Origin of the sequence: Saccharopolyspora hattusasensis (assembly GCF_050972075.1) — a bacterium.
GTDB lineage: Bacteria > Actinomycetota > Actinomycetes > Mycobacteriales > Pseudonocardiaceae > Saccharopolyspora > Saccharopolyspora hattusasensis.
The window spans coordinates 2,870,311-2,896,948 of record NZ_JBPCDC010000001.1; the positions used below are offsets into that span (position 1 = coordinate 2,870,311).

The following is a 26,638-nucleotide window of genomic DNA, read 5'->3' on the forward strand; positions in this document are numbered from 1 at the left end:
AATTGCGGAGACCGGGTGGCGCCTGGGCTTCCGGTACCCGGATGGGCTGCGCGGAAGAACGGGCCCGGAAACCCGCTCTACCCCTGCACTAGCCCAGATCTAGCCCAGATCTAGTGCCGCGTCTACGAACCTTGATCGGCCTATTGATCATCACGCAGTCCACCCACCATCCGGGCTGCCTCAATACTGGATCAACGTTGTTTGACGCGGCACTAGCCCGGCTCTAGCCCTGCTGGACGGGGTTGGTGAGGGTGCCGAGGCCGTCGATGGACACCGACACCTTCTGGCCCGCCTGCATCGGGCCCACGCCGGCCGGGGTGCCGGTGAGGATCACGTCGCCGGGCAGCAGCGTCATCACCCGCGAGATCCACGAAACCAGCGCCGCGACGTCGTGCAGCAGCAGCGAGGTGCGCGAGTCCTGCTTGAGCTCGCCGTCCAGTTCGGTGCGGATCCCGAGGTCCGCCGGGTCCGCCGCGGTGTCGATCCACGGGCCCAGCGGGCAGAACGTGTCGTAGCCCTTGGCCCGCGTCCACTGCCCGTCGGCCTTCTGCTGGTCGCGCGCGGTGACGTCGTTGGCGATCGTGTAGCCCAGCAGCACCTCGGTGCCGCGGGCCTCCGGCACGTCCTTGCACGGCTGCCCGACGACGGCGGCGAGTTCGCCCTCGAAGTCCACCCGCTCGGAGTTCGGCGGCAGCTTGATGGCGGCGTTGGGGCCGATCACCGAGGTGGACGGCTTCATGAAGATCACCGGGTTCTCCGGTGGTTCCGAGCCCATCTCGCGGGCGTGCTCGGCGTAGTTCTTGCCCACGCAGATGACCTTCGTGGGCAGGATCGGGGCGAGCAGCCGGACATCGGCCACCGGCCACTTGCGACCGGTGAACGTCGGGTCGCCGAACGGGTGCTGGTCGATCTCGACCGCGAGCACCTTCTCCTGCGGTGCGGCCGGATCCGGCTCCAGTGCGACGAAGGACACCCCGTCGGAGTGGGCGACACGTGCCAAGCGCAAGACGAACCTCCGGGATCAACTGCGGACTTCGGGTGAGGGGCACCCATGACAACAAACATACTTGGGGCCGGGTGCCCCTGACCCATTCCCCGGCCGGAGCACAGCGACGCGATCAGCCGCGGGCGCTGATCGCGTTGCGCCGCAAGGCCTTGTACACCAGCGCGTCGCAGAGCGCGAGCCAGCTCGCTTCGACGATGTTGCCGTGCACGCCCACAGTGGTCCACTCCTCCTCGCCGTCGCGGGATTCCACGAGCACCCGGGTGACCGCGTCGGTGCCGGGGGCGTCGATGAGGATGCGGACCTTGTAATCGGCCAGTTCGACGGTTTCCAGCCACGGCAGGTGCGGCACCAACGCCTTGCGCAGCGCGGCGTCGAGGGCGTTGACCGGCCCGTTCCCCTCTGCGGTGGCGATCACGCGCTCCCCCACGACGTGCACCTTGACCGTCGCTTCGGAGACCACGTCGCCGTCCGAACGGTGGTCTAGCACCACCCGGTAGGACTCCAGCTCGAACGGCGCATCGACCGGCTCGCTGCCGGCCGCGGCGGCCATTTCCCGGCGCAGCAACAGTTCCAGCGACGCGTCGGCTGCTTCGAAAGACCAGCCGCGGGCTTCTAGCTCCTTCACTTGGCGCACCGCCCCCGTGACGGCGGCCGGCGACTCGGTGAGGTCGAGACCGAGTTCGGCGCCCTTGAGCTCCAGGCTGGCGCGCCCGGCCATTTCGGTGACCAGCACCCGCATCCCGTTGCCCACGACCGCCGGGTCGATGTGGTTGTAGAGCTCGGGGTCCACTTTGATCGCGCTCGCGTGCAGCCCGGCCTTGTGCGCGAAGGTCGACTGGCCGACGTAGGCCTGGTGCGTGTCAGGTGCCAGGTTGGCGATTTCGGCCAGCGCGTGCGAAACCCTGGTCAGCTCGCGCAGCTTTCCCTCCGGCAACACCGGCATCTCCAGTTTCGTGGCGAGATTGCCGATCACGGCGAACAGATCCGCGTTCCCCGCCCGCTCCCCGTAGCCGTTGGCGGTGCACTGCACGTGCGTCGCACCGGCTTGCACGGCCGCGATGCTGTTGGCCACCGCACATCCGGTGTCGTCCTGGCAGTGGATCCCGACGCGGAATCCCGTGCGCGATACGACTTCGCCGACCGTCTCGGCCAGTTGCAGCGGCAGCTGCCCGCCGTTGGTGTCGCACAGCACGACGACGTCGGCGCCCGCGTTCGCGGCGGATTCCAGCACGCGCAGCGAGGTGTCGGGGTCGAAGGCGTAGCCGTCGAAGAAGTGCTCGGCGTCGAGGAACACCCGGCGCCCCTCGCCGACCAGGTAACGCACGGTGTCCGCCACCATCGCGCAGCTCTCGGCCACATCGGTGCGCAGCGCCCGCTCGATGTGCCGCCGGTCCGATTTGGCCACCAAGGTCACCACCGGGGCCCGCGAATCGAGCAGCGCCCGGACTTGCCGATCTTCGTCCACTTTGGTCCCGGCGCGGCGGGTGGAGCCGAAGGCCACCAGCGCGGCGTGTTCGAGATCGAGTTCTCCGGCGGCGGCGCGGTGGAAGAACTCGGTGTCCTTGGGCAGCGCGCCGGGCCAGCCGCCCTCGATGAAGCCGACGCCCACGGAGTCCAGCAGCCGCGCGACCGCCAGCTTGTCGGTGACCGAATACGAAATTCCCTCGCGCTGCGCGCCGTCCCGCAAGGTCGTGTCGTACAAATGGAAGTCGTCGCCCAGCGGCGTTCCGGCCGGGTTGGTGCGGGTCACTGGATTTCTCCCGTCGGCGTCGGAGATGGATTGCAGCAGCAGCGCAGGCAACAAAAAAGACCCCCCGCGGATGCGAGAGGTCAGCGCGCCGGGGTGCGGAGTCGTCTACCCGGCGCGCTCGCCAATAATGATCACACTGCGGAAAGCCACGCACCTATGCTGCCACAATGCACCACCGGATCACCAGATGACCACGAATTCCCAGCATCCGGACCGGACGCGACGTCAGGACCTGCCGTCCCAGGAACCGGGTTACGCGTTGGCGTCACTTGCTGGACGAGCCAGAGCGAGCTCGAGCAGAAGGTGGAGAAGCAGCAGGCGACACACCTGCTCCCAGCCGCCGGTGTTGTCGTCGACCGCGTCACTCGCGATTTGGTGCGACTCGCCGGTTGCACATCGGGCCGGCGAAAAGGGCGCCCCGACCGGGACGCCCTCCTACACTTCGAACTCCGATCAGGCCTGCGGAGCGACCTCGCGGGAGGAGACCAGCGCCGCGAGGCGGTCGCCGACCGCGAAGGTGGCACCCGGGGCCGAGTGGTCGCGGGTGGCCAGGTCGAACGCTACCGACGCCTCGACCCGCTTGGCGGCATCGGTCAGGCCGACGTGGTCGAGCAGCATCGCGACCGACAGCACCGCCGCGGTCGGGTCCGCCACGCCCTGCCCGGCGATGTCCGGCGCGCTGCCGTGCACCGGCTCGAACATGCTCGGGTTGCGCCGGGTGGCGTCGATGTTGCCGCTGGCGGCCAGCCCGATGCCGCCGGTGACCGCGCCCGCCAGGTCGGTGATGATGTCGCCGAAGAGGTTGTCGGTGACGATCACGTCGAACCGGCCCGGGTCGGTGACCAGGTGGATGGTCGTGGCGTCCACGTGCTGGTAGGCCACGGTGACATCCGGGTACTGCAGCGAGACCTCTTCGACCACGCGCGACCACAACGATCCGGCGTGGGTGAGCACGTTGGTCTTGTGCACCAGCGTCAGGTGCTTGCGCGGCCGGGAGGCGGCGCGGGCGAACGCGTCGCGCACCACCCGCTCCACGCCGAACGCGGTGTTGATGCTGACCTCGGTCGCGATCTCGTGCGTGGTGTCCTTGCGCAGCAGGCCGCCGTTGCCGACGTACGGACCCTCGGTCCCCTCGCGCACCACGACCATGTCGATCTCGCCGGGGTCGGCCACCGGGCTCTTCACGCCCGGGTAGAGCCGGGCCGGCCGCAGGTTCACGTGGTGGTCGAGCTCGAAGCGCAGCCGCAGCAGCAGGCCGCGCTCCAGGATCCCGCTGGGCACGGACGGGTCGCCCACCGCTCCGAGCAGGATCGCGTCGTGCTGCCGGAGTTCACCCAAGACGGACTCGGGCAGCAGCTCCCCGGTCGCGTGCCAGCGCGCGGCTCCCAGGTCGTATCGAGTGATCTCGGTATCCGGCACGACCTCGCCGAGCACCTTGAGTGCCTCGGCAATAACCTCCGGCCCGATCCCGTCGCCGGGGATCACAGCGAGCCGCATCTACACACCTCCCGAGAACCACCCCGACCCGCGGGGCTCGAACTGTTGAGCCGAAGGCTACCGGCAGGGCTGCGGGCAGCGGCACGCCGGGCCCACCAAGTGGATGAACTGTCCCGGGGAGTGGGACACCCATACGGGCGATAGGCCCATGCCCGCAGATGCGACGCAGGGGCCGTCCCAAGATTGCGGAAGCCCCTGCCTCACTCGTCCGAATTATCGGTCGCGGTCCCACCTACTCAGCGGGACCGGACCGGGCGAGCTCACTCGAAGCTGACGGTGCGCACGACGCGGGCCCCGACGGCGGCGCCGATCGGCTCCAGCACTCCGGGCTCGACGGGACGGTCCACGCGCAGCAGCATGATCGCCTCGGAGCGCTCCGTTGTCTGGCTGACCATGGCCGCCTCGATGTTCACGCCGACCTCGCCGAGCAGCGTGCCGACCTTGCCCATCACGCCCGGCCGGTCCGGGTACTCCAGCAGCAGCACGTTGCCCTCGGCCCGCAGGTCGAAGTGCCTGCCGTTGACCTCGACGAGCTTCTCCACCTGGTTCGGCCCCGACAGCGCGCCGGAGACCACGGCGGTGCGACCGTCCGGCAGCCCCGCGCGAACCGACACCACGCTGCGGTGGTTCGGGCTCTCCGAGGAGGTCTTGACCTCCACCTGCACGCCCAGGTCCTCGGCCAGCTGCGGCGCGTTGACGAACGTCACCTGGTTCTCCACCGCACCGGCGAACACGCCGCGCAGCGCCGCGAGCTGCAGCACCGAGACGTCCTCGTCGGCCAGCTCGCCGCGGGCCTCCACGGTCACCGAGCTCGGCGTGCTGCCCACCAGCGCGGCCAGCACCTGGCCCAGCTTCTGGGTCAGCGCCAGGTACGGGCGGACTTCCTCGCCGACCGCGCCGCCCTGCACGTTGACCGCGTCCGGCACGAAGTCGCCGCGCAGCGCCAGCCGCACCGAGCGGGCCACGTCGGTGCCCGCGCGGTCCTGGGCCTCCGTGGTGGACGCGCCCAGGTGCGGGGTGACGACGACGTTGGACAGCTGGAACAGCGGGCTGTCGGTGGTGGGCTCGGTCTTGAACACGTCGATGCCCGCGCCGCCGATCTGGCCGTTGCGCAGCGCGTCGACCAGCGCGTCCTCGTCGATCAGGCCGCCGCGGGCGGCGTTGACGACCAGCAGACCGGGCTTGGCCTTCGTCAGCTCCTCGGCGCCGATGAGGCCGAGGGTCTCGGCGGTCTTGGGCAGGTGGATGGAGATCGCGTCGGCGCGGGCCAGCAGCTCGTCGAGGGAGACCAGCTCGATGCCCAGCTGCGCGGCGCGGCCCGGCGACACGTAGGGGTCGTAGGCGATCAGCTTGGTGCCGAAGGCGGCGACGCGCTGTGCGAACAGCTGGCCGATCTTGCCCAGGCCGACCACGCCGACGGTCTTGCCGTTGAGCTCGACGCCGGTGTAGGAGCTGCGCTTCCACTCGCCGCCCTTGAGGCTGGCGTCGGCCTGCGCGACGTTGCGCGCCACCGCCAGCAGCAGGGCCATCGCGTGCTCGGCGGCCGAGACGATGTTGGAGGTGGGGGCGTTGACGACCATCACGCCGCGCTCGGTGGCGGCGGGTACCTCGACGTTGTCCAGGCCGACCCCGGCGCGGGCGACGACCTTGAGCTTCTTCGCCGCCGCCAGGACCTCGGCGTCGACCTTGGTGGCGGAACGGACCAGCAGCGCATCGGCGTCGGCGACGGCGTCGAGCAGCGCCGGCCGGTCGGTGCCGTCCACGTTGCGGATCTCGACCTCGTCCCCGAGGGCGTCGATCACGGACGGTGCCAGCTTCTCGGCGATCAGGACGACAGGACGGCTTGCGTTGGTCACGGGCGAACTCCAGTTGGAAGATCACGGTCGGCACGGCGATGTGCCCGGACGGATCGGAGTTTAACGGGAGATTGAGAAAGCGTTCACAAGGGTGTTGCCCGGATCACCGCCGACGCAAAGGCCCGGCCCGTTAAACCCGATTCTTCGGCATTGTCGCAGATCAGCCGGGCCGCGGGAACGACACCACGAGTCCGCGGGGACACGTTGTAACGCGAGCGGCGGCTGTGCGGCCAGTGACCGGCACAGCAACCACCCGTACACGTGACGACCTTCTGGTGCCGGTGGGAGGCCGGTATCTGCTGCCACCTCGCGACCGGCACCGCCACGGGTTCTCAGCAGTGTCCTGCGGGGACACCCCGCAACCCGGTCCATCTCGCGAGGACAAGCCCCGACGCGACGTATTGGACATACGTGCGTCGGGGATCCCGGAGTCGAGAAGGCGTCTGAGGTTCCGCTACCCGACCGCCACGCAAAAGAACCCCGGAACTCGGAAGATCACGGTTCGTCGAATTCGCCGTCCTTGGCGCCCGCGACGAAGGCCTCCCACTCCTCCGGTGTGAAGACCAGGACCGGCCCCTCCGGTTCGGCGCCGTTGCGCATGCCGATGTAGCCGTCCACGAAAGCGATCTCGACGCCGGGCTCGTCCGGTTCGTCGGTGCTGGTGATCCACTCCGCGTTGGTGAAGTCCAGCTGGTGGCGGATGTGCGCCTTGTTGTCGACGATCTCGTTTTCTGCACTCACGATACGTACCCTATCCCTCACCCGCAGCGACCGGTTTCGCCCTTTGGCAACCGGGTAACCCGGCCCGGGGAACCGACCGGCTCCCGGCCCGGAAGCCGAGGCCCGGTGATCCCTCGTGGAGTTCACCGGGCCTTTCGCATCGGCCGGACGTGCGGTTGGCACGCCGCCGAAGACCTGAACCTCTTACTTGTTGGTCCAGGACATCAGGGAGCGGAGCTTCTTGCCGACCTCTTCGATCTGGTGGGCGTTGCCTTCCGCCTGCAGCTTGGCAAAGTTCGGGCGCCCGGCCTCGTCCTCGGCCACCCACTCCTTGGCAAAGGTGCCGTCCTGGATCTCGCCCAGGATCTTGCGCATCGACTCCTTGACATGGGCGTCGATCACCCGCGGGCCGCGGGTGAGGTCGCCGTACTCGGCGGTGTCGCTGATGGAGTAGCGCTGGCCGGCGATGCCGCCCTCCCACATCAGGTCCACGATCAGCTTGAGCTCGTGCAGGACCTCGAAGTAGGCGATCTCCGGCTGGTAGCCGGCCTCGACCAGCACCTCGAAGCCGTTCTGCACCAGGGCGCTCGCGCCACCGCAGAGGACCGCCTGCTCACCGAACAGGTCGGTCTCGGTCTCCTCCTTGAAGGTGGTCTTGATGACGCCGGCCCGCGCGCCACCGATGGCGGCGGCGTAGGACAGCGCCAGCGCCTCGGCGTTGCCGGAGGCGTCCTGCTCGACCGCGATCAGGCAGGGCACGCCCTTGCCGTCGACGAACTGGCGGCGCACCAGGTGGCCCGGGCCCTTCGGCGCGACCATGGCGACGTCCACGTCCGCCGGCGGCTGGATCAGGCCGTAGCGGATGTTGAAGCCGTGGCCGAAGAACAGCGCGTCACCCTGCTTGAGGTTCGGCGCGATGTCGTTGGCGTAGATCTCGCGCTGCTTGGTGTCGGGCGCCAGGATCATGATCAGGTCGGCTTCCGCGGCGGCCTCGGCCGGGGTGAGCACCCGCAGGCCCTCTTCCTCCGCCTTGGCACGCGACTTGGAACCCTCCGGGAGACCGACCCGCACGTCCACACCCGAGTCCCGCAGGCTCAGCGCGTGCGCGTGGCCCTGGCTGCCATAGCCGAGGACCGCGACCTTGCGTCCCTGCACGATGCCCAGATCAGCGTCCGCGTCGTAGAAGATTTCAACTGCCATGGTGATTCAGCGTTTCCTTTCGGGAATTCTTCATGCCTGCCGCCGAAGCGGTGGCTCCTCGTCCAGGGAGTACCCGCCGGGACGGCTTCGCGGAGAAATTCGGCGACAGGCTCTTCGGTTTTCGGCTCTGTGGCCCAGGCGCCGGATCAGCGCACTGCGGTGGCCGTAATGGAACGCGGGCCACGCCCGATCGCGATCGTTCCCGACTGCACCATCTCGCGGACGCCGTAGGGTTCCAGCATTCGCAGCAACGCGTCGAGCTTATCGGCGGTACCGGTGGCCTCGACGGTCAGCGCCTCCGGAGAGACGTCCACCACTTTCGCGCGGAACAGCTGCACCGTCTCCAGCACCTGGCTGCGCACCGACGCGTCGGCGCGGACCTTGACCAGCAGCAGCTCCCGCTGCACCGCGGCGTCGGTCTCCAGCTCCACGATCTTGATCACGTTCACCAGCTTGTTGAGCTGCTTGGTGACCTGCTCCAGGGGCTGGTCCGAGACGGCGACCACGATCGTCATCCGGGAGATGTCCGGGTGCTCGGTCGGGCCGACCGCGAGCGAATCGATGTTGAAGCTGCGGCGGGAGAACAGGCCGGCCACCCGGGCTAGCACCCCGGGGACGTTCTCCACCAGCACGCTCAGCGTGTGTCGGGTCATCGGCTCAGTCCCGCCTCTCCGAGATTCGCAGTTGTGGTTGCGTCCAGCTCAATCGCTCGTTTCGAGGTTTCTTGTGGCTGGTTTGCGTCACGGTCCCCTGAGGTGCGGTTGAGCAGCACCAGAGTTGACACAGAGCTGCTCATGCCTCCTCCTCGTCGAACAGCGGGCGGATACCGCGCGCCGCCATGATCTCGTCGTTTCCGGTACCGGCGGCCACCATCGGCCACACCTGGGCGTCCTCGCCCACCACGAAGTCGATCACGACGGGTCGGTCGTTGATCTCCATGGCCCGCTGGATGACGCTGTCGACGTCCTCTTTGGACTCGCACCGCAGGCCCGCGCAGCCGTAGGCCTCGGCCAGCAGTTTGAAGTCCGGGATGCGGTGCTTGTGGGTGCCGAGGTCACTGTGTGAGTAGCGCTCGGCGTAAAACAGGTTCTGCCACTGCCGGACCATACCGAGGTTGCCGTTGTTGATGACGGCGACCTTGATGGGGATGTCCTCGATGGCGCAGGTGGCGAGCTCCTGGTTGGTCATCTGGAAGCAGCCGTCGCCGTCGATGGCCCACACCGTCTTGCCCGGCATCCCGGCCTTGGCGCCCATCGCGGCGGGCACCGCGTAGCCCATCGTGCCGAGGCCCCCGGAGTTCAGCCAGGTGCGCGGGTTCTCGTAGCCGACGAACTGCGCGGCCCACATCTGGTGCTGGCCGACGCCGGCGGTGTAGATGGCGTCCGGCCCGGCCAGCCTGCCGAGCCGCTCGATGACGTACTCCGGCGACAGGCTGCCGTCGCCCGGCCACTCGTAGCCCAGCGGGAACCGTTTGCGCAGGTCGTCGAGCAACTCCCACCAGGGCGCCAGGTCGGCGGTGCCGCGGTCTCCGGTGGCGGCGGTGACCGCGTCGATCAGCTCGCTGAGCACTTCCTTGCAGTCGCCGACGATCGGCACGTCCGCGTAGCGGTTCTTGGAGATCTCCGCCGGGTCGATGTCGGCGTGCACGACCTTGGCGTCGGGCGCGAACGACGAGAGCTGGCCGGTGACCCGGTCGTCGAAGCGGGCGCCCAGCGCGATCAGCAGGTCGGCGCGCTGCATCGCGGCGACTGCGGCGACCGTGCCGTGCATGCCGGGCATGCCCAGGTGCTGGGGGTGCGAGTCGGGGAACGCGCCGCGCGCCATCAGCGTGGTGACCACCGGGATGCCGGTGCGCTCGGCCAACTCCCGCAGCTCGGCGTGCGCCTCGGCCTTGATGACCCCGCCGCCGACGTAGCACACCGGCCGCTGCGCTTCGGTGATCAGCTTGGCGGCCTCCCGGACCTGCTTGCCGTGCGGCTTGCTGGTCGGCCGGTAGCCGGGCAGCTTCATCTCCGGCGGCCAGGAGAACGACATGGTCGCCTGCTGGACGTCCTTGGGGATGTCCACGAGCACCGGGCCGGGCCTGCCGCTGGAGGCGATGTAGAACGCCTCGGCGATGGTCCGCGGCAGTTCCTCAGGGTCGGTGACCAGGAAGTTGTGCTTGGTGATCGGCAGCGTGATGCCGCAGATGTCGGCTTCCTGGAAGGCGTCGGTGCCGATCAATCCGGTGCTCTGCTGACCGGTGATCGCGACGACCGGGACCGAGTCCATGTGCGCGTCGGCGAGCGCGGTGACCAGGTTGGTCGCGCCCGGGCCGGAGGTCGCCATGCACACCCCGACCTTGCCGGTGGCCTGCGCGTAGCCGGTGGCCGCGTGCCCGGCACCCTGCTCGTGGCGGACCAGCACGTGCCGGACCTTGTTGGAGTCGAGGAGCGGGTCGTAGGAGGGCAGGATAGTGCCGCCCGGAATCCCGAAGACGATCTCGCAGCCGACGGACTCCAGTGAACGCACGAGTGCCTGCGCACCGGTCATCTTCACTGGGGCACCGCTGGGCGGCGTGGGCTTGGGACGGCGTCCTGGCGGGGGCGCCGGGACCGGATTCTGCCGTGTATTGGCGCTGGTCATCGGGTCTGCCTCGGGGTCGGGAGTTGGACCGGACACGAAAAAACCCCCGTAGACCCCAAATAGGCCTAACGAGGGTTGGCGCGTCGACGCTGCGAACTTCCTAGGCGTCGACGCGCCGGGGAAGTACGAGAATGTCGTGCAGTCGCAGCATGGCTAGGACGTTAATCAAAGCGGCCCCCCACGTCAAACCATGCGGGACGATCTTCCCGGATGGTGGACACCTGGGATGCCGAGCCGAACCGCCCGGATCGGGAGTAATCCCTGGTCAACAAGGCCATGGCGGGTCTCGAACGCCGGTCGATGTGACGTCCGCCGCGCCCGCGGCCGTGACCGGGACGTTTCCGGCCGCGCCGTCGGCGACCGCCCACGAAGCCCGGATTTCGCAGGTGAGACCATCGGGACGTGAGTGAGACCCCGCAGGAGCCCGAGCAGCCCGACGCCGAGCAGCCCGCCACGGAGCCCTCCGGAAACAAGCCGTCCGACGCGGAACGCGCCGAGCAGGCCGACGCCGAGCCTTCCGACGCGGAGCAGGCGGAGCCGGTCGAGAAGGCCGAGCAGGCGGAGCCGGTCGAGGAGGCGGAGCAGGCGGAGCCGGTCGAGAAGTCGGAGCAGGCGGAGCCGGTCGAGGAGGCGGAGCAGGCGGAGCCGGTCGAGAAGTCGGAGCAGGCGGAGCCGGTCGAGAAGTCGGAGCAGGCGGAGCCGGTCGAGGAGGCGGAGCAGGCGGAGCCGGTCGAGAAGTCGGAGCAGGCGGAGCCGGTCGAGGAGGCGGAGCGGCGCGACAAGGCCGGGGCGCCGGCAAAGCCCGACGCCCCGAAGTCCCTGACGTTCCGGATCACTCCCGTAGCGCTGCTGGCAGTGCTGGCGATCACCATCTGCGCCACCCCGCTCGCCACCACCGCGGGCACCTGGGCGCTGCTGCTCTACCTGATCCCGCTCGGGCTGCTGGTGTGGATCCTGCGGACCCGGACCACGGTCGACGCCCGGCAGGTCGTGGTGCGCACCTCGTTCGGCCGCACCAAGTTCAGCTGGGACGACGTGGTGTCGCTGCGGCTGAACGAGCGGCGTTGGCTCAAGGCCGTGCTGCGTTCCGGCAAGGAGGTCCAACTCCCGGCGGTGCGGGTGCGCGACCTGCCCCGGGTCGCGGCGATCAGCGGTGGGCGGCTGCCCGACCCGACCACGCAGGAGTAATGTCGACCGCACCGCAACTTTCCGCGCCCAAAAGGCGCTGCCCGGGCGAATGAGCTCAACACGTTGTCGTCAGGCAAGTGGCGACGCCACTTCCGGCGGTAGACCGCAAGCCGCGACGCTCAACTCGCAAGGCCGAAAGCCGCCGCAAGCGGCGAAGTCGCTTAGCCCACCTGACTTCTTAGGTTCCGCTACTTGCACCGCTAAGAGCCTGTCGGCGAATGCCGTCCGCGCCTTTGGAAGCGGCGTAGCCGCTTGCAGCCACCTTGCCAAGACGACCATCGGCGGGTTCTGAGAGGTTTTCTGGCGAGGACGGCCCCTCCGCCGTGTATTGGACATACATCAGGAGGGCACCCGCAGTCCAGGGAACCTCTCTCAGGTTCCGCTAAGCGACCACCCACCCAGACCATTCACCAATAGGCTCTAAGCAAACCAGCCCCGAAAATCCGTAAGAAGGTCTATATGCCCCAGCTGCGCTCTCGCACCACGACGCACGGACGCAATGCCGCCGGCGCCCGCTCGCTGTGGCGAGCCACCGGCATGACCGACGACGACTTCGGCAAGCCCATCGTGGCGATCGCCAACTCCTACACCCAGTTCGTGCCCGGCCACGTGCACCTGCGCGACCTCGGCGACGTGGTCGCCGCGACGATCCGTGAGGCCGGGGGAGTGCCGCGGGAGTTCCACACCATCGCGGTGGACGACGGCATCGCCATGGGCCACGGCGGGATGCTCTACTCGCTGCCCTCGCGCGAGCTCATCGCCGACTCGGTGGAGTACATGGTCAACGCGCACCAGGCCGACGCGCTGGTGTGCATCTCCAACTGCGACAAGATCACCCCCGGCATGCTCAACGCCGCGATGCGCCTGAACATCCCGGCGGTGTTCGTCTCCGGTGGCCCGATGGAGGCCGGCAAGGCGGTCGTGGTGGACGGGGTCGCGCACGCGCCGACGGATCTGATCACCACCATCTCGGCGTCCGCGAACTCCGCGGTGGACGACGCCGGGCTCTCCGAGGTCGAGCGCTCGGCCTGCCCGACGTGCGGTTCCTGCTCGGGCATGTTCACCGCCAACTCGATGAACTGCCTCACCGAGGCACTCGGTCTGGCGCTGCCCGGCAATGGGTCCACTTTGGCCACCCACGCCGCGCGCCGCGCCCTGTTCGAGGAGGCTGGCCGCACCGTGGTGCGCATCGCCAAGCGCTACTACGGCGAGGACGACGAGTCGGTGCTGCCGCGCTCGGTCGCCAACAAGAAGGCATTCGAGAACGCGATGGCGCTGGACATGGCGATGGGCGGCTCCACGAACACGGTGCTGCACACGCTGGCCGCCGCGCTCGAAGGCGAGATCGACTTCACCCTGGACGACATCGCGGACATCAGCCGCCGGGTGCCGTGCCTGTCGAAGGTCAGCCCGAACTCCGACTACCACATGGAGGACGTGCACCGGGCCGGCGGCATCAGCGCGATCCTCGGCGAGCTCGACCGGGCCGGCCTGCTGCACCGCGACGTTTCCTCAGTGCACAGCGCAAGCCTGACCGAATGGCTGTCCAGCTGGGACATCCGCGGCGAATCGCCGTCGGAGGAGGCCATCGAGATGTTCCACGCGGCGCCGGGCGGGGTTCGCACCACGCAGGCGTTCTCCACGGACAACCGTTGGTCCTCTTTGGACACCGACGCCGCGGGGGGCTGCATCCGCGACGTCGCGCACGCCTACACCGCCGACGGCGGACTGGCCGTGCTCAAGGGCAACCTCGCCGACGAGGGCGCGGTGGTCAAGACCGCCGGTGTCGAGGAAGAACTGTGGCACTTCCAGGGTCCGGCTCGGGTCGTGGAGAGCCAGGAGCAGGCCGTGTCGGTGATCCTGAACAAGGAGATCCAGCCGGGCGAGGTCCTGGTGGTTCGCTACGAGGGCCCCGCGGGCGGCCCGGGCATGCAGGAGATGCTGCACCCGACCGCGTTCCTCAAGGGTTCGGGGCTGGGCAAGAAGTGCGCGCTGATCACCGACGGCCGCTTCTCCGGCGGTTCCTCCGGCCTGTCCATCGGGCACATCTCGCCGGAGGCGGCCAACGGCGGCACGATCGGGCTGGTCGAGAACGGCGACCAGATCCTCATCGATGTCCGCGAGCGGAAGCTGGAACTGCTGGTGTCCGACGAGGTGCTGGCCGAACGCCGCGCCAAGATGGATGCCAGCGAGCACCCGTGGCGGCCGGTCGGCCGAGACCGCAAGGTCACGGCGGCGCTGCGCGCCTACGCCCGCCTCGCCACCTCCGCCTCCTACGGAGCAGTGCGCGACGTCAACAAGTAGACCTGTCTCCGGACTGGCGGACGCACGTGGCGGCCAACGCGTGACGGGCACCTTTGCCGGCTTGCTCGGCAAAGGTGCCCTTCCGCGGCTCGGCTGAACGTGAAAACGGGCCCGCACCAAGAGCCTGTCGGCGAATGCCGTCCGCGCCTTTGGAAGCGGCGTAGCCGCTTGCATTCACCTTGCCAAGACGACCATCGGCGGGTTCTGAGAGGTTTTCTGGCGAGGACGGCCCCTCCGCCGCGTACTGGGCCATACGTCAGGAGGGGCACCCGCAGTCCAGGGAACCTCTCTCAGGTTCCGCTAAGCGACCACCCACCCAGACCAGTCACCAACAGGCTCTAAGAGAGGTGCGGGCCCGTTTTCGCGCGTTCTGGTCAGGGGCGGTGGAACAGGACCAGGACGGCCGCCGATGCGGCAACCGCGATGATCAGGCCGATGAAGCCGAAGGGCAGTGGGCGGCGGAACCAGACCCGCCCGTAGTCCAGGGCGACCCGGCCGGGGCCGGTGAACATCAACCCGAGTCCCAGCACGCCGAGCGTCGCCTCCAGTTCGAAACCACCGGTGGCGGCGAAGAACCCGGCGCCGAGCTTGAGGAAGATCGCGTTGGCCATCACGCCGACGATCCCGGCGGCGGCTAGCGGGGTGAACAGGCCGAGCACCAGCAGCGCACCGGCTCCGAGCTCGGTGCCGCCGGTCAGCAGGGCCAGCGCGGCGCTTTGCCCGAAGCCCATCTTGCTCAGCGCCATGGCGAACCCCTCGGGTCCCGGGCCGCCGAGAACGCCGAAGAGCTTCTGCGCGCCGTGCGCGAGGAAGATTCCGCCCAGCGCCAGCCGCAGGATCAGCAGGCCGAGGTCGGTGCCCGCGTTCCAGCCGAACGGCTTGCGCGGGTCGCCGATCTCGTCGTAGTAGTCGGACGGAGCAGCAGCGCGCCGATCGACCACGGACGTGGCCTCGGCGTCGCTGTAGCCGTCATCGTCGTCGTAGTCGGGGTATTTCTGCGCGCCGAGACTCTGCGTGCTCTGCACACCGAGACTCTGCGTGCTGTGCGCACTCTTCACACTCGGTGCACTCTTCGCACTCGACGCACCCTGCGCGCTTGCCGCTGGCTGCTGGGCGTGCGCGCCGTAGTTGCGATCGTCGGGGTAGCCGCCCGCACCGCCGGGGCGATCGTCGTGAATCCTCACGCCGGACGAGGCTAGGGCATGGTCACCCCAACATGCGAGCCTTTCCGGCAGAAGCTTCTCGACACGTGATTTGTTCGATACCGCGTAACACCGGCTGGGGGAAAATGGTCCGATGGCCGATCAGTTGTTCCGGGAATTCGACGTTTCCGCAGGCGGGATACCGTCTCGAGGCTGGACTTCCCCGCAGGGGATCGCGGCTTCGCAGGCGGTCCTGGTGTGTCCTGAGGTCGGTGGGGCGCCTGAGTTGCTGCCGGTGGATTCGTCGGCTCGGACGATGGGCTGGACCCCGAACCTCGACCCCGAGAACACGCTGGGTGATCACGTCGACGACGCGCTGGCGGTGCTCGACGACGCCGAGGTGAAGGACTGCACTGTCGTCGGCTGGTCCGCCGGCACGGTGGTGGCGGTCGAGCTCGCCCGGCGGTTCCCGGACCGGGTCCGCGGGCTGATGCTGCTCGCCGGGCCGCCGACGGCGGGCGCGGACGCGCTGCTGGCCGCCTTCGGCGTGCCGGAACTCGCCCGCCGGCTGCTCGCGGCCGGCGGGTCCGCCTCGCTGCGGCTCGTCGGCGGCCTGCTTTCGTCGATCACGTCGCGACTGCCGGTCACGGACTTCTCAGCGCGGCTCGTCCGGTACAGCGGCCTGCTGCACCCCGAAACGGATCAGGCGGTAGCCGCGGCCGTGGTGCGGCAGCTGCTGCACGAGGACTGGCAGTGGCACTTGGCGCTGAGCCTCGCCTGGAGCGCCTCGGCCCGGGCTCAGGTGGCCGGGCTGAGCTGCCCGCTGACCGTCCTCACCGGACGGCACGATCTGCTGTCGGACTTCGCCAGCACCACCAAGGCGGTCGCGGCGCTGCCGCAAGCGCGGATGCGGATGCTGGCGACGTCGCACTTCATCCCGTTCGAAGCCCCCGACGTGGTGCGCGAGGAGCTGGCCCTGCTGCTGCGCCGGGTCGAAGCGGTGGAATGCGCCCGCCTCGGCATCGACCCGCCACCGCCCCCGGTGCGCCGCATCCGGCTGCCGCTCCCGGAACCAGGCCCCCGCCGCCGAGCCGAGAACCCGATCAGCTGAGCTGCCATGCTGACCGTTCACCCGACACCTCGGAGGTAGTTCGTGCACGTCCTCACCCGGGGTTTACCCCTCGGCCGATAGGCTCGGGCGTCGTGGCAGTCTCGGTTCGCATGCGTCCTCTCCTGCTGGGCATGACCGCTGTGCTCGGCACGCTGCTGGCGGGCTGCGCGCAATTCCCCGACGAGCACACCAGGCCGTGGGGCGACCCTCCGTCACTGGAGCCGCAGGCCGGTCCGCAGCCGTCGTTCGAGAGCGAGCCCACGCCGCCGGGACCAGGCACCGCACCGCAGCAGCCCAACGCGCCGGTCGGCTGCGAGGATCCCGATCCGGCCGTGGTGGCCACCTGCCTGGACCCGGTCGGCGCGATCGCGGTGCTGCCCGACGGTCAGGGCGCGCTGGTCGGCGAGCGGACCACCGGGCGGGTGCTGCGCGTGCAGCGCGGCACGAAACCCGTTGAGCTGGCCCGGATCCCGGTCGATCCGAGTGGCGGCGGCGGGCTCACCGGGCTCGCGCTGTCCCCCACCTACCACGAGGACGAGCTGTTCTACGCCTACGTCACGACCAGCGGCGACAACCAGGTCGTGCGGGTCGCCGCCGGGGACCGGCCCAAGGCGGTGCTGACCGGCATTCCGAAGGGTTCGACGGGCAACGCCGGGGCGATGCTCGACGACGGCCAGGGCTCACTGCTGGTCGCCACCGGCAACGCGGGCAGCCCGGCCAGCGCCGCTAATCCGCAGTCGCTGGCGGGCAAAGTGCTGCGCATCGACGGTTCCGGCAAGCCGGCCGTGGGCAATCCGGACCCGAAGTCGCCGGTGGTCGCCAGCGGGCTGACCGAGCCGGCAGGCCTGTGCGGCACGCCCGCGCTGGGCATGTACTGGGTGACCGATCGCAGCGGCAGCCAGGACGCCCTGTACCGGGTACAGCTCGGGAAGCCGCTGGGCTCGCCGGCGTGGACCTGGGCGGAGCGGCCGGGTGTGGCGGGTTGCGCCGCCGACCCGGCGATGGTGGTGGTGGCGCTGCGCGATGCCGCCGCGCTGTACACCTTGCACCCGGCGCCGGACGGCACCTTCACCGGTCAGCCGACGAAGGTCATGGAAAACACCTACGGCCGGTTCTCCGCCGCGGCGCTCGGCCCGGACGGCCTGATCTGGCTGGGCACCGCGAACAAGGACGGCGGTCGCCCGGTCTCCAGCGACGACCGCGCCCTGCGCATCGAGCCCCCGTCGGGCGGCTCCGCGGGCAAGGACTGAGAGACCCGTGAGTGTTTTTGGGTGCCACAGCGCCCAAAAACACTCACGGGTCTCTCCCTAAGCCGGCCCGAAGGCACCCTTCACTCAGTTCCTACTGGCCGCAGGCCGCGAGGACGAGCTCGCGGACTCGCTTGGCGTCGGCCTGGCCCTTGGTGGCCTTCATGACCGCGCCGACGATCGCGCCCGCCGCCTGCACCTTGCCGCCGCGGATCTTGTCCGCGATGTCCGGCTGCGCCGACAGCGCCTCGTCGATCGCGGACTGCAGCGCCGAATCGTCCGACACGACCTCCAGGCCGCGCGCCGCGACGACGTCGTCCGGCTCGCCCTCACCGGCGAGCACCCCGTCGACGACCTGCCGGGCCAGCTTGTTGGTCAGCTTGCCCTCGGCGACCAGTGCGATCACCCGAGCCAGCTGCTTCGGGGTGATCTCCAGGTCGGCGAGCTCGACGCCGCGGGTGTTGGCCTGCTGCGCCAGGTACGAAACCCACCAGGACCGGGCGTCGCCGGAGGGCGCGCCCGCGTCGACGGTCTGCGCCACCAGCTCCAGCGCCCCGGCGTTGACCAGGTCGCGCAGCTCCTCGTCGGACAGGCCCCAGTCCTCCTGCGCGCGCTTACGCCGCTCCCACGGCAGCTCGGGCAGGGTCTTGGCCAGCTCCGCGACCCACTCGCGGGAGGGCGCGACCGGCACCAGGTCGGGCTCCGGGAAGTAGCGGTAGTCCTCCGAGGTCTCCTTGCGGCGGCCCGCCGACGTGGTGCCGGTGGACTCGTCGAAGTGCCGCGTCTCCTGCAGGATCGAGCCGCCGGAGGCCAGCACCGCGGCGTGCCGCCGCATCTCGAAGTGCACCGCGCGCTCCACGCTGCGCAGCGAGTTGACGTTCTTCGTCTCGGTGCGGGTGCCGAACTCCGCGGTGCCCTTCGGCATCAGCGACACGTTCGCGTCGCAGCGCAGCGAACCCTGGTCCATCCGCACGTCGGAAACGTCCAGCGCGCGCAGCAGATCCCGCAGCGCCGTAACGTAGGCGCGCGCGACCTCGGGAGCCCGCTCCCCGGCGCCGACGATCGGCTTGGTGACGATCTCGATCAGCGGCACCCCGGCGCGGTTGTAGTCCAGCAGGGAGTACTCCGCGCCGTGGATGCGGCCGGTGCTGCCGCCCATGTGCGAGGACTTACCGGTGTCCTCCTCCATGTGGGCCCGCTCGATATCGACCCGGAAGATCTCGCCGTCGTCCAGCACCACGTCGAGGTAGCCGTCGTGCACGATCGGCTCGTCGTACTGCGAGGTCTGGAAGTTCTTCGGCATGTCCGGGTAGAAGTAGTTCTTCCGGGCGAACCGGCACCACTCGGCGACCTGGCAGTTCAGCGCCAGCCCGATCCGGATGGCCGCCTCCACGGCCTTGCCGTTGACCACCGGCAGCGAGCCCGGCAGGCCCAGGCACACCGGGCAGACCTGGGTGTTCGGCTCGGCGCCGAAGGCGTTGGCGCAGCCGCAGAACATCTTCGTCCGGGTGGACAGCTCCACGTGCACTTCGAGCCCGAGCACCGGGTCGAACCGCGCGAGGACCTCGTCGTAGTCCATGATCTCGGCGACGGCGGTCACTTGTCGTCCTCCCCCTTGCGCAGCGCCCGCACGACCAGGGCGGTGCCGGTGATCAGCCCGAGCGCGGTGATGATCGCGTCCGCCAGCGCGAGCTTGTCGTTCTTCTCCCGCGCCGCGCGGAAGCTCGCCCGCAGCCCGAGGCCGGCCGAGAGCACGGAGGCGAGTTGGAACGCTGCCTTGATCTTCGGGTTCATCGCGCGACCTCCAGCCGGGGAACACGGTTGATGAGCGGGCCGTCCTGGCTCGCGTTGCGCGCCGCCTCGTAGGCCGCGCCGACCCGGTACAGCCACTCGTCGGCCATCGCCGGGGCCATGATCTGCAACCCGACCGGCAGACCGTCCTCTTCGGACAGTCCGCACGGGACGCTCATGGCGGCGTTGCCGGCCAGGTTGGACGGGATGGTGCACAGGTCCGCGAGGTACATCGCCATCGGGTCGTCGACCCGCTCGCCGATCTTGAACGCGGTGGTCGGCGTGGTGGGCGACACCAACACGTCGACCTGCTCGAAGGCGGCGGTGAAGTCGCGGGTGATCAGCGTCCGCACCTTCTGTGCCTGGCCGTAGTAGGCGTCGTAGTAGCCCGACGACAGCGCGTAGGTGCCGAGCATGATTCGCCGCTTCACCTCTGGCCCGAACCCGGCCTCGCGGGTCAGCGACATGACTTCCTCCGCGCTGCGCGCCCCGTCGTCACCCACGCGCAGGCCGTAGCGCATCGCGTCGAAGCGGGCCAGGTTGGAGGAGCACTCGCTCGGCGCGATCAGGTAGTACGCCGGCAGCGCGTAGTTGAAGTGCGGGCAGGAAACCTCGATGACCTCCGCGCCCAACGCGGACAGCTGCTTGACGGCGGCGTCGAAGGCCCGCTGCACGCCCGGCTGGTAGCCGTCGCCGGAGAACTCGCGGACCACGCCGACGCGCACGCCCTGCAGGCCGCCCGAAGCGCCCTGCTCGGCGGCGGTGACGACCTGCGGCACCGGCTGGTTGATAGAGGTCGAGTCCATCGGGTCGTGCCCGGCGATCACCTCGTGCAGCAGCGCGGCGTCCAGCACCGTGCGGGCGCAGGGACCGGGCTGGTCCAGCGAGGAGGAGAACGCGACGAGGCCGTAGCGGGAGACGCCTCCGTAAGTCGGCTTGACGCCGACCGTGCCGGTCACCGCGCCGGGCTGGCGGATCGAGCCGCCGGTGTCGGTGCCGATCGCCAGCGGCGCCTCGAACGCGGCCAGCGCCGCCGACGAACCTCCGCCGGAACCGCCGGGGATGCGCTCCAGGTCCCACGGGTTGCGGGTCGGGCCGTACGCGGAGTTCTCGGTCGACGAGCCCATCGCGAACTCGTCCATGTTCGTCTTGCCGAGGATGACCACGCCCGCCTCGCGCAACCGGCGCGTCACGGTCGAGTCGTACGGCGGGACCCAGCCCTCCAGCATCTTGGAGCCGCAGGTGGTGGGCATGTCGGTGGTGGTCAGCACGTCCTTGAGCGCCAGCGGCACGCCGGCCAGCGGCGACGTGACGTTCCCGGCGGCGCGATCCTCGTCAACCCGCCGCGCGGCGGCCAGCGCGCCGTCGGCGTCGACGTGCAGGAAGGCGTGCACCTCCGAATCGACGGCGGCGATCCGGTCCAAGTGCGCCTGCGTCACCTCGACCGACGTGACCTCGCCCGCCTGCAGCTTGGCGGCGAGATCGGATGCGGTCAGCCCGGTCAGGCTGCCGCCGGATACGGTCGACGTCATCAGGCCTCCTCGGTGAGAATCCGCGGCACGCGGAACCGGTCTTCTTCGACGGCCGGCGCCGCGGCGAGCGCCTGCTCGCGCGACAGGCCCGGCCGCACCTCGTCCTCGCGGAAAACGTTTGTCACCGGCACGGCGTGGGACGTCGGCGGGATGTCGTCCGCAGCGACCTCGCCCACCTTGGCCACCGCATCGAGGATCTGGTCGAGCTGGCCGGCGAAGGTTTCGAGCTCCGCCTCGGTGACAGCCAGCCGCGCCAGGCCGGCGAGGTGCGCGACCTCGTCGCGGGAGATCTTGGACACTGCGAAGGCTCCCTGGTCATGTCCGGTTTCACGGGTACCGCTCAGTCTATGGCGGTGCCTGGGTCCGGCCGCCGGGGGGAGGTCCGCGGCCGCGGTCTCGCGACACAGCGGCAACACTTGCAGCGACGAGGCAACTACAGAACGACGGTACGGCGGGAAACAGCAGGTCTTTCCACTCCGTGGACGCCGGGGGCACCGGTGGGGCGCGGCGTCTGACACAATTTCAGTGCCAGTTCCTCGCACCAGGGGCCGCGGTAACGCGGCCAGGTGCGGTGGTGAGCAGCGCGGCCGGCGAGGTGTCGCGCACGAAGCTGGAGGCGTTGAGTCCGGTGTCCTTCCTCATCCGGGTGCAGATACCGGACCGGCCCGGCAACCTCGGGTCGGTGGCGAGCGCGCTCGGCGAGATCGGTGCCGACATCCTCAGCGTCGACGTGGTCGAGCGCAGCAACGGCGTGGCGATCGACGACCTGGTCGTGGAGCTGCCCTCCGGTCGGTTGCCCGATGTGCTGATCACCGCGGCCGAGTCGGTCTACGGCGTCGAGGTCGATGCGGTCCGGCCCTACGCGGGCGTGCTGGACACGCACCGCGAGCTGGAGCTCGTCGAGGAGATCGCGGCCGAGCCGGGGCGCGGGTTGCAGATCTTCGCCGAGGGCGTCCCCAAGATCATCCGATCTGGTTGGGCGATCATCTTCGGGCACCGCTCGGGCGGGGCGGAGCAGCTGGCCGCCAGCACCTCGGCCCCGCAAGAGGGCTACCTGGAGCTGCCGTGGCTGCCGCTGCCGCGGGCGACGATCCTGGACGACGACGAGGACTGGGTACCGGACACCTGGAAGGAGCTCGGCACCGAGCTGGCGGCGACGCCGATCGGAAAGCCGGACCGGGTGCTGCTGGCGGGCCGCCCGGGAGGCCCGATGTTCCGCACCGCGGAGCTCGCCCGCCTGGCCCACCTGGCCGGCATCGTCTCGGTCGTCCTCGACGGCTGAGCACGCCGCACTCAACCTCTCAAGTCCGCAATTTCCATTGAAATCGAAGGGGTGAGTCCTCCAGGCCGCCGCAACGGCCCGAAGGACTCAGCTCAGAGCCTGTTGGCGAATGGTCTGGGTGGGTTGTCGCTTAGCGGAACCTGAGAGCGGTTCCCTGGACTGCGGGTGCCCCTCCTGACGTATGGTCCAATACGCGGCGGAGGGGCCGTCCTCACCAGAAAACCTCTCAGAACCCGCCAACGGTCGTCTTGGCAAGGTGAATGCAAGCGGCTACGCCGCTTCCAAAGGCGCGGACGGCATTCGCCGACAGGCTCTCACGGCGTCACTCCTCCTCGGCCGGCAGCGCGACCTCGGCGGCGGCCTCCGGACCGTCGTCCAGCAGCACCCGGAAGCCGTTCTCGTTCAGCACCGGAACCTTGAGCTGCATGGCCTTGTCGTATTTCGAGCCCGGCGAGTCGCCGACCACTACGAAGGCGGTCTTCTTCGACACCGAACCGGCCGCCCGCCCGCCGCGGGCCATGATCAGCTCCTTGGCCTCGTCGCGGGAGAACGTCTGCAGTGTGCCGGTGACCACGATCGACAGGCCTTCGAGGGTGCGCGGGATCGACTCGTCGCGCTCGTCGGCCATTCGCACCCCGGCGGCCCGCCACTTACGCACCACCTCGCGGTGCCAGTCGACCTCGAACCACTCGCGCACCGCGGTGGCGATCGTCGGCCCGACGCCGTCTGCGGCGGCGAGCTCCTCCTCGGACGCCGCCTCGATCCGGTCCAGCGAGCCGAACTCGCGGGCCAGCGCCTGCGCGGCGGTCGGCCCGACGTGCCGGATCGACAGCCCCACCAGCACCCGCCACAGCGGCTTCTCCTTGGCCGTGTTCAGGTTCAAGAGGAGCTTGGCGCCGTTGGCCGACAGGTCGCCTTCCTTGTTGCGGAACAGCGGCGTCTTGAGCAGCTTCGGCTCGTCGAGGTCGAAGATGTCGCCCTCGTCCTCCACCACCCCGGCCGCCAGCAGCGCGTTCGCCGCCTCGTAGCCGAGCGCGTCGATGTCCAGGACCTTCCGGCTGGCCAGGTAGAACAGCCGCTCGCGGCGCTGACCGGGGCAGCCCTGGGCGTTCGGGCAGCGCAGGTCGACGTCGCCTTCCTTCTGCTGCGACAGCGGCCACCCGCACTCCGGGCACACGGCGGGCATGACGAACTCGCGCTCGTCGCCGGTGCGCACGTCGACCACCGGGCCCAGCACCTCGGGGATCACGTCGCCGGCCTTGCGGATCACCACGCGGTCGCCGATCAGCACGCCCTTGCGGCGCACCTCGTCGGCGTTGTGCAGGGTCGCCATCGACACCGTGGACCCGGCGACCTTCACCGGCTCCATCACGGCGAACGGCGTGACCCGGCCGGTGCGGCCGACGTTGACCTGGATGTCCAGCAGCCTCGTGGTGGCCTGCTCCGGCGGGTACTTGTAGGCGATGGCCCAGCGCGGCGCGCGGGAGGTGGTGCCGAGCCGGCGCTGCAACGGGACCTCGTCGACCTTGATGACGATGCCGTCGATCTCGTGCTCAGCGGAGTCGCGGTGCTTGCCCCAGTAGTCGATGTGCCCGACCAATTCGTCCATAGTGGACAACACGACGGTGCGTCCGGACACCGGCAGGCCCCACGCCTTCAGCGCGGCGTAGGACTCGGACTGGCGGTTCGGTTCGAAGCCGTCCCGCTTGCCCAGGCCGTGGCAGATCAACCGCAGCGGTCGGCTGCGGCTGATCCGCGGGTCCTTCTGCCGCAGCGACCCGGCGGCGGAGTTGCGCGGGTTGGCGAACGGGGGCTTGCCCGCCTCGACGAGCTTGGCGTTGAGCTCCGCGAACTCGTCGACGCGGAAGAACACCTCGCCGCGGACCTCCACCAGCGCCGGCACCGGGAACTCGTCGGTCCCGGTCAGCTGCTCCGGCACATCGCCCATGGTGCGGACGTTGAGCGTCACGTCCTCGCCGGTGCGGCCGTCGCCGCGGGTCAGGGCGCGCTCCAGCCGCCCGTCCCGGTACAGCAGGTTGATCGCCAGGCCGTCGATCTTCAGCTCGCACAGGTAGTGCACGTCGGTGCCTACCTCGCGCTCCACCCGGTCGACCCAGACCTGCAGCTCCTCGGTGCTGAACGCGTTGTCCAGGCTCAGCATCCGTTCCAGGTGCGCGACCGGGGTGAACTCGGTGGAAAAGGTGCCGCCCACCACCTGCGTCGGCGAGTCCGGCGCCTGCAGCGCGGGGTGCTCGGCCTCCATCTCCTGCAGTTGCGCGAACAGCCCGTCGAACTCGCCGTCGGAGATCGTCGGCGAGTCCAGCACGTAGTAGCGGAACTGGTGGCCGCGGACTTCCTCGGCCAGCTCCGCGTACCGCTCGCGCACCTCGGCGGGCACGTCTTCGACGCCTTCCGCCGCGCGGCCCGCGGCGGGGTCGCTGGGCACGACCTCCTCGGCGGTGGCCGCGGTGTCGTTCGCGGCGGAGTCCCGGTCCACATCCTTGCTGGTCACGACCCGAGACTAGCGAGCGTCCCCGACAACAGCACGCACGACTCGTCGTGAGCGGTCAATCCGGCAAGAACCGGCTTCGCCACTCACGACTCGGTCGGCGCCGATGCGGTGCGGTCGAGTTCGCGGACCAGTTCGCGGAGCTCCAGCAGACCGATCGCGCCTTCGGGTTCCAGTTCCGCGGTCTCCACCCGGCCCAGCCGGTCGGCCGCCAGCCGCTCGCCGAGGGTCGCGTCCAGCGGCAGGAACGTCAGCGCCCGGCGCGCGTTCTCCGCCAGCCCGCTGAAGCCGGGGTGGTAGACGGCGACGTCGACCACCCCCTCGGCGTCGTCGACCTGGGCGACGACCCGCACGTCGGCCAGCGGGTACTTCTCGCCCCGCAGGTTCACGGTGACGTCGGTCGGGTCCGGCACCGGGGGTACGGAGTCGTGGTACTCCCAAAGCGTGTCGGCGGCCGGGGCGGCGGCCATCCAGGCGTCCGTATAGGGGCGCAGTTCGGGGTCGGCCTGGGCGCTGATGACCAGCGCGTACACCGCCTTCTCGCCGTGCTCGATGGCGAAGGTCAGGTTCGGGTGCACCTCGGCGAGGGCTTCGGCCACCAGGCTCTCGATCCGCTGCGGCACGCTGTCGCCGAGCGCGGAGGCGATCTCCGGCAGCAGGTCGTCCCACCGCTGCCAGAACCGCGTGGCGCGATCAGCCGCCTCGGCGTGGACATCGACCGGCTCAGCGGTCTCGGCGTTGTCCGGGGCTTCGGCGTTGCGACGGCGGAGGAACCTGAACATGCCCACCATTGTGCCGGGTACCGTGCTGTCTTCGGGGCCGATCCCGCGGACTCACCGGTCCGCGAGTTCGGCGGCGACGATGCGCGCGAGCTCACCCGCCTCCACCCCGCGCACCTGCCGCGCCCCGACCAGCACCCCGGCCAGCGCGGTCAGCGCATCCTCGTGAGTTGCCTGCCGCAACGCCTCGACCGCGCGCAGCTGGTTGCGGATCTTGCTGCACGGGCGGCTCCAGGTGCTCTGCCAGGACCATTCCCGGACCACCGCGCCGAGCGCACCGCGGTCGATCCAACCCCCTCTGATCAGGGATGACAGGGTCCGCCGCACGACGGGGTGGTCGACACAGCCGACAGTGGCGACCACGTGCCGCGCAGCCACGGCGACGGCCCGTCGCCGATCGGGCTCGGCGGCCAGGCGCAGCGCCGCGACCAGTTCGGGCGGGTAGCCGGCGATTTCGTCCAGCGGATTCGGCTCCCCTACCAGGTCGTCGGGCCACGGCGCGACCGGGAAGGTCTGGAAGTCGCCGACGAGCCAGTCCGGGGTCGGCGACAGCCCGGTCAGCCGCCCGGCCAAGGCCAGCATCAGCGCCACCGGATCGGCCTGTGACCAGGGCAATCCGGCGCGGACGACTTCCAGCTCGTCCGGCCGGCTGCCCTCCCGGTACTCCGGCAGCACCGCCTCGAACGAGGTCCGGACATCGCCGAGCACCGCATGCGAGAAGCGGGTGAGCGCGCTCGCGTCCCAGAACACCGAGACGGCGGCCTGCCGCGCGGCCTGGCGCAGCACTTCCGGCCGCTGCCCCTGCCGACCGCTGTCCTCGACCACGAGCACCCAGCCGCCGACCTGCCGAAGCGCGATCATGGGGTATTTCTCCTGGTGGGCGAAGGCTTCCTCGCAGAAGTCGTCGATGTCCAGCGGCCGACCGAACCCGGCGACGGCACCGAAGTCCGCAGCCACCTCACCGACGCCGTCGCCCCGCACGAAGGTCAGGCACGCAGCCTCCTGGATGGTGCTCCGCCGAATCCACTCGGCCCGCTCGAGCTCGCTGATGCAATGACCGCCCACGAGTTCTTCCTACCAGCGCAACGACTTCCACACT

General features: G+C 69.9%; 21 protein-coding genes. 5 read left to right on the plus strand and 16 right to left on the minus strand.

Annotated features, from left to right (window positions below; all coding sequences use genetic code 11):
* Nucleotides 1–223: 223 nt before the first annotated feature.
* The 8 genes from ACRXBZ_RS12840 to ACRXBZ_RS12875 form a co-directional block, all read right to left on the minus strand.
* Nucleotides 224–1,006 carry a fumarylacetoacetate hydrolase family protein gene (locus ACRXBZ_RS12840; protein ID WP_168585038.1) on the minus strand — a complete coding sequence of 261 codons (783 nt, stop codon included), beginning with the start codon at nt 1,004–1,006 and terminating at the stop codon, nt 224–226.
* Nucleotides 1,007–1,118: 112 nt separating this feature from the next.
* Nucleotides 1,119–2,756: a citramalate synthase gene (gene cimA / locus ACRXBZ_RS12845; RefSeq protein ID WP_433879329.1), complete on the minus strand. Its 1,638-nt coding sequence runs from the start codon at nt 2,754–2,756 to the stop codon at nt 1,119–1,121.
* A 453-nt stretch (nt 2,757–3,209) separates the two neighbouring features.
* Nucleotides 3,210–4,253, minus strand: coding sequence for a 3-isopropylmalate dehydrogenase (locus ACRXBZ_RS12850; RefSeq protein WP_433879330.1), 1,044 nt, complete (start codon nt 4,251–4,253; stop codon nt 3,210–3,212).
* 260 nt (nt 4,254–4,513) lie between these two features.
* Nucleotides 4,514–6,109 carry a phosphoglycerate dehydrogenase gene (gene serA, locus ACRXBZ_RS12855; protein WP_433879331.1) on the minus strand — a complete coding sequence of 532 codons (1,596 nt, stop codon included), beginning with the start codon at nt 6,107–6,109 and terminating at the stop codon, nt 4,514–4,516.
* Between the two features lie 495 nt (nt 6,110–6,604).
* Nucleotides 6,605–6,850: a DUF397 domain-containing protein gene (locus ACRXBZ_RS12860; RefSeq protein WP_168585042.1), complete on the minus strand. Its 246-nt coding sequence runs from the start codon at nt 6,848–6,850 to the stop codon at nt 6,605–6,607.
* 183 nt (nt 6,851–7,033) lie between these two features.
* On the minus strand, nt 7,034–8,029 hold the full coding sequence (ilvC, locus tag ACRXBZ_RS12865) for a ketol-acid reductoisomerase (protein ID WP_168585043.1): 996 nt from the start codon (nt 8,027–8,029) through the stop codon (nt 7,034–7,036).
* A gap of 146 nt (nt 8,030–8,175) precedes the next feature.
* Nucleotides 8,176–8,682, minus strand: a complete 507-nt coding sequence (gene ilvN / locus ACRXBZ_RS12870; protein WP_168585044.1) for an acetolactate synthase small subunit — start codon at nt 8,680–8,682, stop codon at nt 8,176–8,178.
* A 139-nt stretch (nt 8,683–8,821) separates the two neighbouring features.
* A complete protein-coding gene (locus tag ACRXBZ_RS12875; RefSeq protein WP_433883860.1) occupies nt 8,822–10,654 on the minus strand; it encodes an acetolactate synthase large subunit in 1,833 nt (610 codons plus the stop codon).
* Between the two features lie 402 nt (nt 10,655–11,056).
* On the opposite strand from ACRXBZ_RS12875, the gene ACRXBZ_RS12880 reads away from it, so the two are divergent.
* Together ACRXBZ_RS12880 and ilvD are read left to right on the plus strand one after the other, a co-directional pair.
* On the plus strand, nt 11,057–11,842 hold the full coding sequence (locus ACRXBZ_RS12880) for a PH domain-containing protein (protein WP_433879332.1): 786 nt from the start codon (nt 11,057–11,059) through the stop codon (nt 11,840–11,842).
* Nucleotides 11,843–12,301: 459 nt separating this feature from the next.
* Nucleotides 12,302–14,146, plus strand: coding sequence for a dihydroxy-acid dehydratase (gene ilvD, locus ACRXBZ_RS12885; protein WP_433879333.1), 1,845 nt, complete (start codon nt 12,302–12,304; stop codon nt 14,144–14,146).
* A 374-nt stretch (nt 14,147–14,520) separates the two neighbouring features.
* On the opposite strand, the gene ACRXBZ_RS12890 is transcribed toward ilvD, so the two are convergent.
* Nucleotides 14,521–15,171: a DoxX family protein gene (locus ACRXBZ_RS12890; RefSeq protein WP_433879334.1), complete on the minus strand. Its 651-nt coding sequence runs from the start codon at nt 15,169–15,171 to the stop codon at nt 14,521–14,523.
* Nucleotides 15,172–15,442: 271 nt separating this feature from the next.
* Between ACRXBZ_RS12890 and ACRXBZ_RS12895 the strand changes: the two genes are divergently transcribed.
* Together ACRXBZ_RS12895 and ACRXBZ_RS12900 are read left to right on the plus strand one after the other, a co-directional pair.
* Nucleotides 15,443–16,399: an alpha/beta fold hydrolase gene (locus ACRXBZ_RS12895; RefSeq protein ID WP_433879335.1), complete on the plus strand. Its 957-nt coding sequence runs from the start codon at nt 15,443–15,445 to the stop codon at nt 16,397–16,399.
* A 110-nt stretch (nt 16,400–16,509) separates the two neighbouring features.
* Entirely contained in the window at nt 16,510–17,649 is a 1,140-nt protein-coding gene (locus ACRXBZ_RS12900; RefSeq protein ID WP_433879336.1) for a PQQ-dependent sugar dehydrogenase, read from the plus strand.
* Nucleotides 17,650–17,740: 91 nt separating this feature from the next.
* Here ACRXBZ_RS12900 and gatB read toward each other — a convergent pair whose 3' ends face one another.
* From gatB to gatC, 4 genes are read right to left on the minus strand one after another with little or no spacing between them, the layout of a single operon-like run.
* Complete coding sequence (gene gatB / locus ACRXBZ_RS12905) at nt 17,741–19,246, minus strand: Asp-tRNA(Asn)/Glu-tRNA(Gln) amidotransferase subunit GatB (protein WP_168585048.1); 1,506 nt, start codon at nt 19,244–19,246, stop codon at nt 17,741–17,743.
* On the minus strand, nt 19,243–19,440 hold the full coding sequence (locus ACRXBZ_RS12910; protein ID WP_433879337.1) for a hypothetical protein: 198 nt from the start codon (nt 19,438–19,440) through the stop codon (nt 19,243–19,245). Before ACRXBZ_RS12910 ends, gatB begins: the two co-directional genes overlap by 4 nt.
* Entirely contained in the window at nt 19,437–20,969 is a 1,533-nt protein-coding gene (gene gatA, locus ACRXBZ_RS12915; protein ID WP_433879338.1) for an Asp-tRNA(Asn)/Glu-tRNA(Gln) amidotransferase subunit GatA, read from the minus strand. The genes ACRXBZ_RS12910 and gatA overlap by 4 nt, the downstream gene beginning before the upstream one ends.
* Complete coding sequence (gene gatC, locus ACRXBZ_RS12920) at nt 20,969–21,268, minus strand: Asp-tRNA(Asn)/Glu-tRNA(Gln) amidotransferase subunit GatC (RefSeq protein ID WP_433879339.1); 300 nt, start codon at nt 21,266–21,268, stop codon at nt 20,969–20,971. Before gatC ends, gatA begins: the two co-directional genes overlap by 1 nt.
* Before the next feature lie 329 nt (nt 21,269–21,597).
* Between gatC and ACRXBZ_RS12925 the strand changes: the two genes are divergently transcribed.
* Nucleotides 21,598–22,251: an ACT domain-containing protein gene (locus tag ACRXBZ_RS12925; RefSeq protein WP_433883861.1), complete on the plus strand. Its 654-nt coding sequence runs from the start codon at nt 21,598–21,600 to the stop codon at nt 22,249–22,251.
* 322 nt (nt 22,252–22,573) lie between these two features.
* Here ACRXBZ_RS12925 and ligA read toward each other — a convergent pair whose 3' ends face one another.
* The 3 genes from ligA to ACRXBZ_RS12940 all read right to left on the minus strand — a co-directional run bounded on the left by ligA (nt 22,574) and on the right by ACRXBZ_RS12940 (nt 26,604).
* On the minus strand, nt 22,574–24,763 hold the full coding sequence (ligA, locus tag ACRXBZ_RS12930) for an NAD-dependent DNA ligase LigA (protein WP_433879340.1): 2,190 nt from the start codon (nt 24,761–24,763) through the stop codon (nt 22,574–22,576).
* An 83-nt stretch (nt 24,764–24,846) separates the two neighbouring features.
* Complete coding sequence (locus ACRXBZ_RS12935) at nt 24,847–25,542, minus strand: hypothetical protein (protein WP_433879341.1); 696 nt, start codon at nt 25,540–25,542, stop codon at nt 24,847–24,849.
* 51 nt (nt 25,543–25,593) lie between these two features.
* On the minus strand, nt 25,594–26,604 hold the full coding sequence (locus ACRXBZ_RS12940; protein WP_433879342.1) for a DUF6461 domain-containing protein: 1,011 nt from the start codon (nt 26,602–26,604) through the stop codon (nt 25,594–25,596).
* Nucleotides 26,605–26,638: the final 34 nt, after the last annotated feature.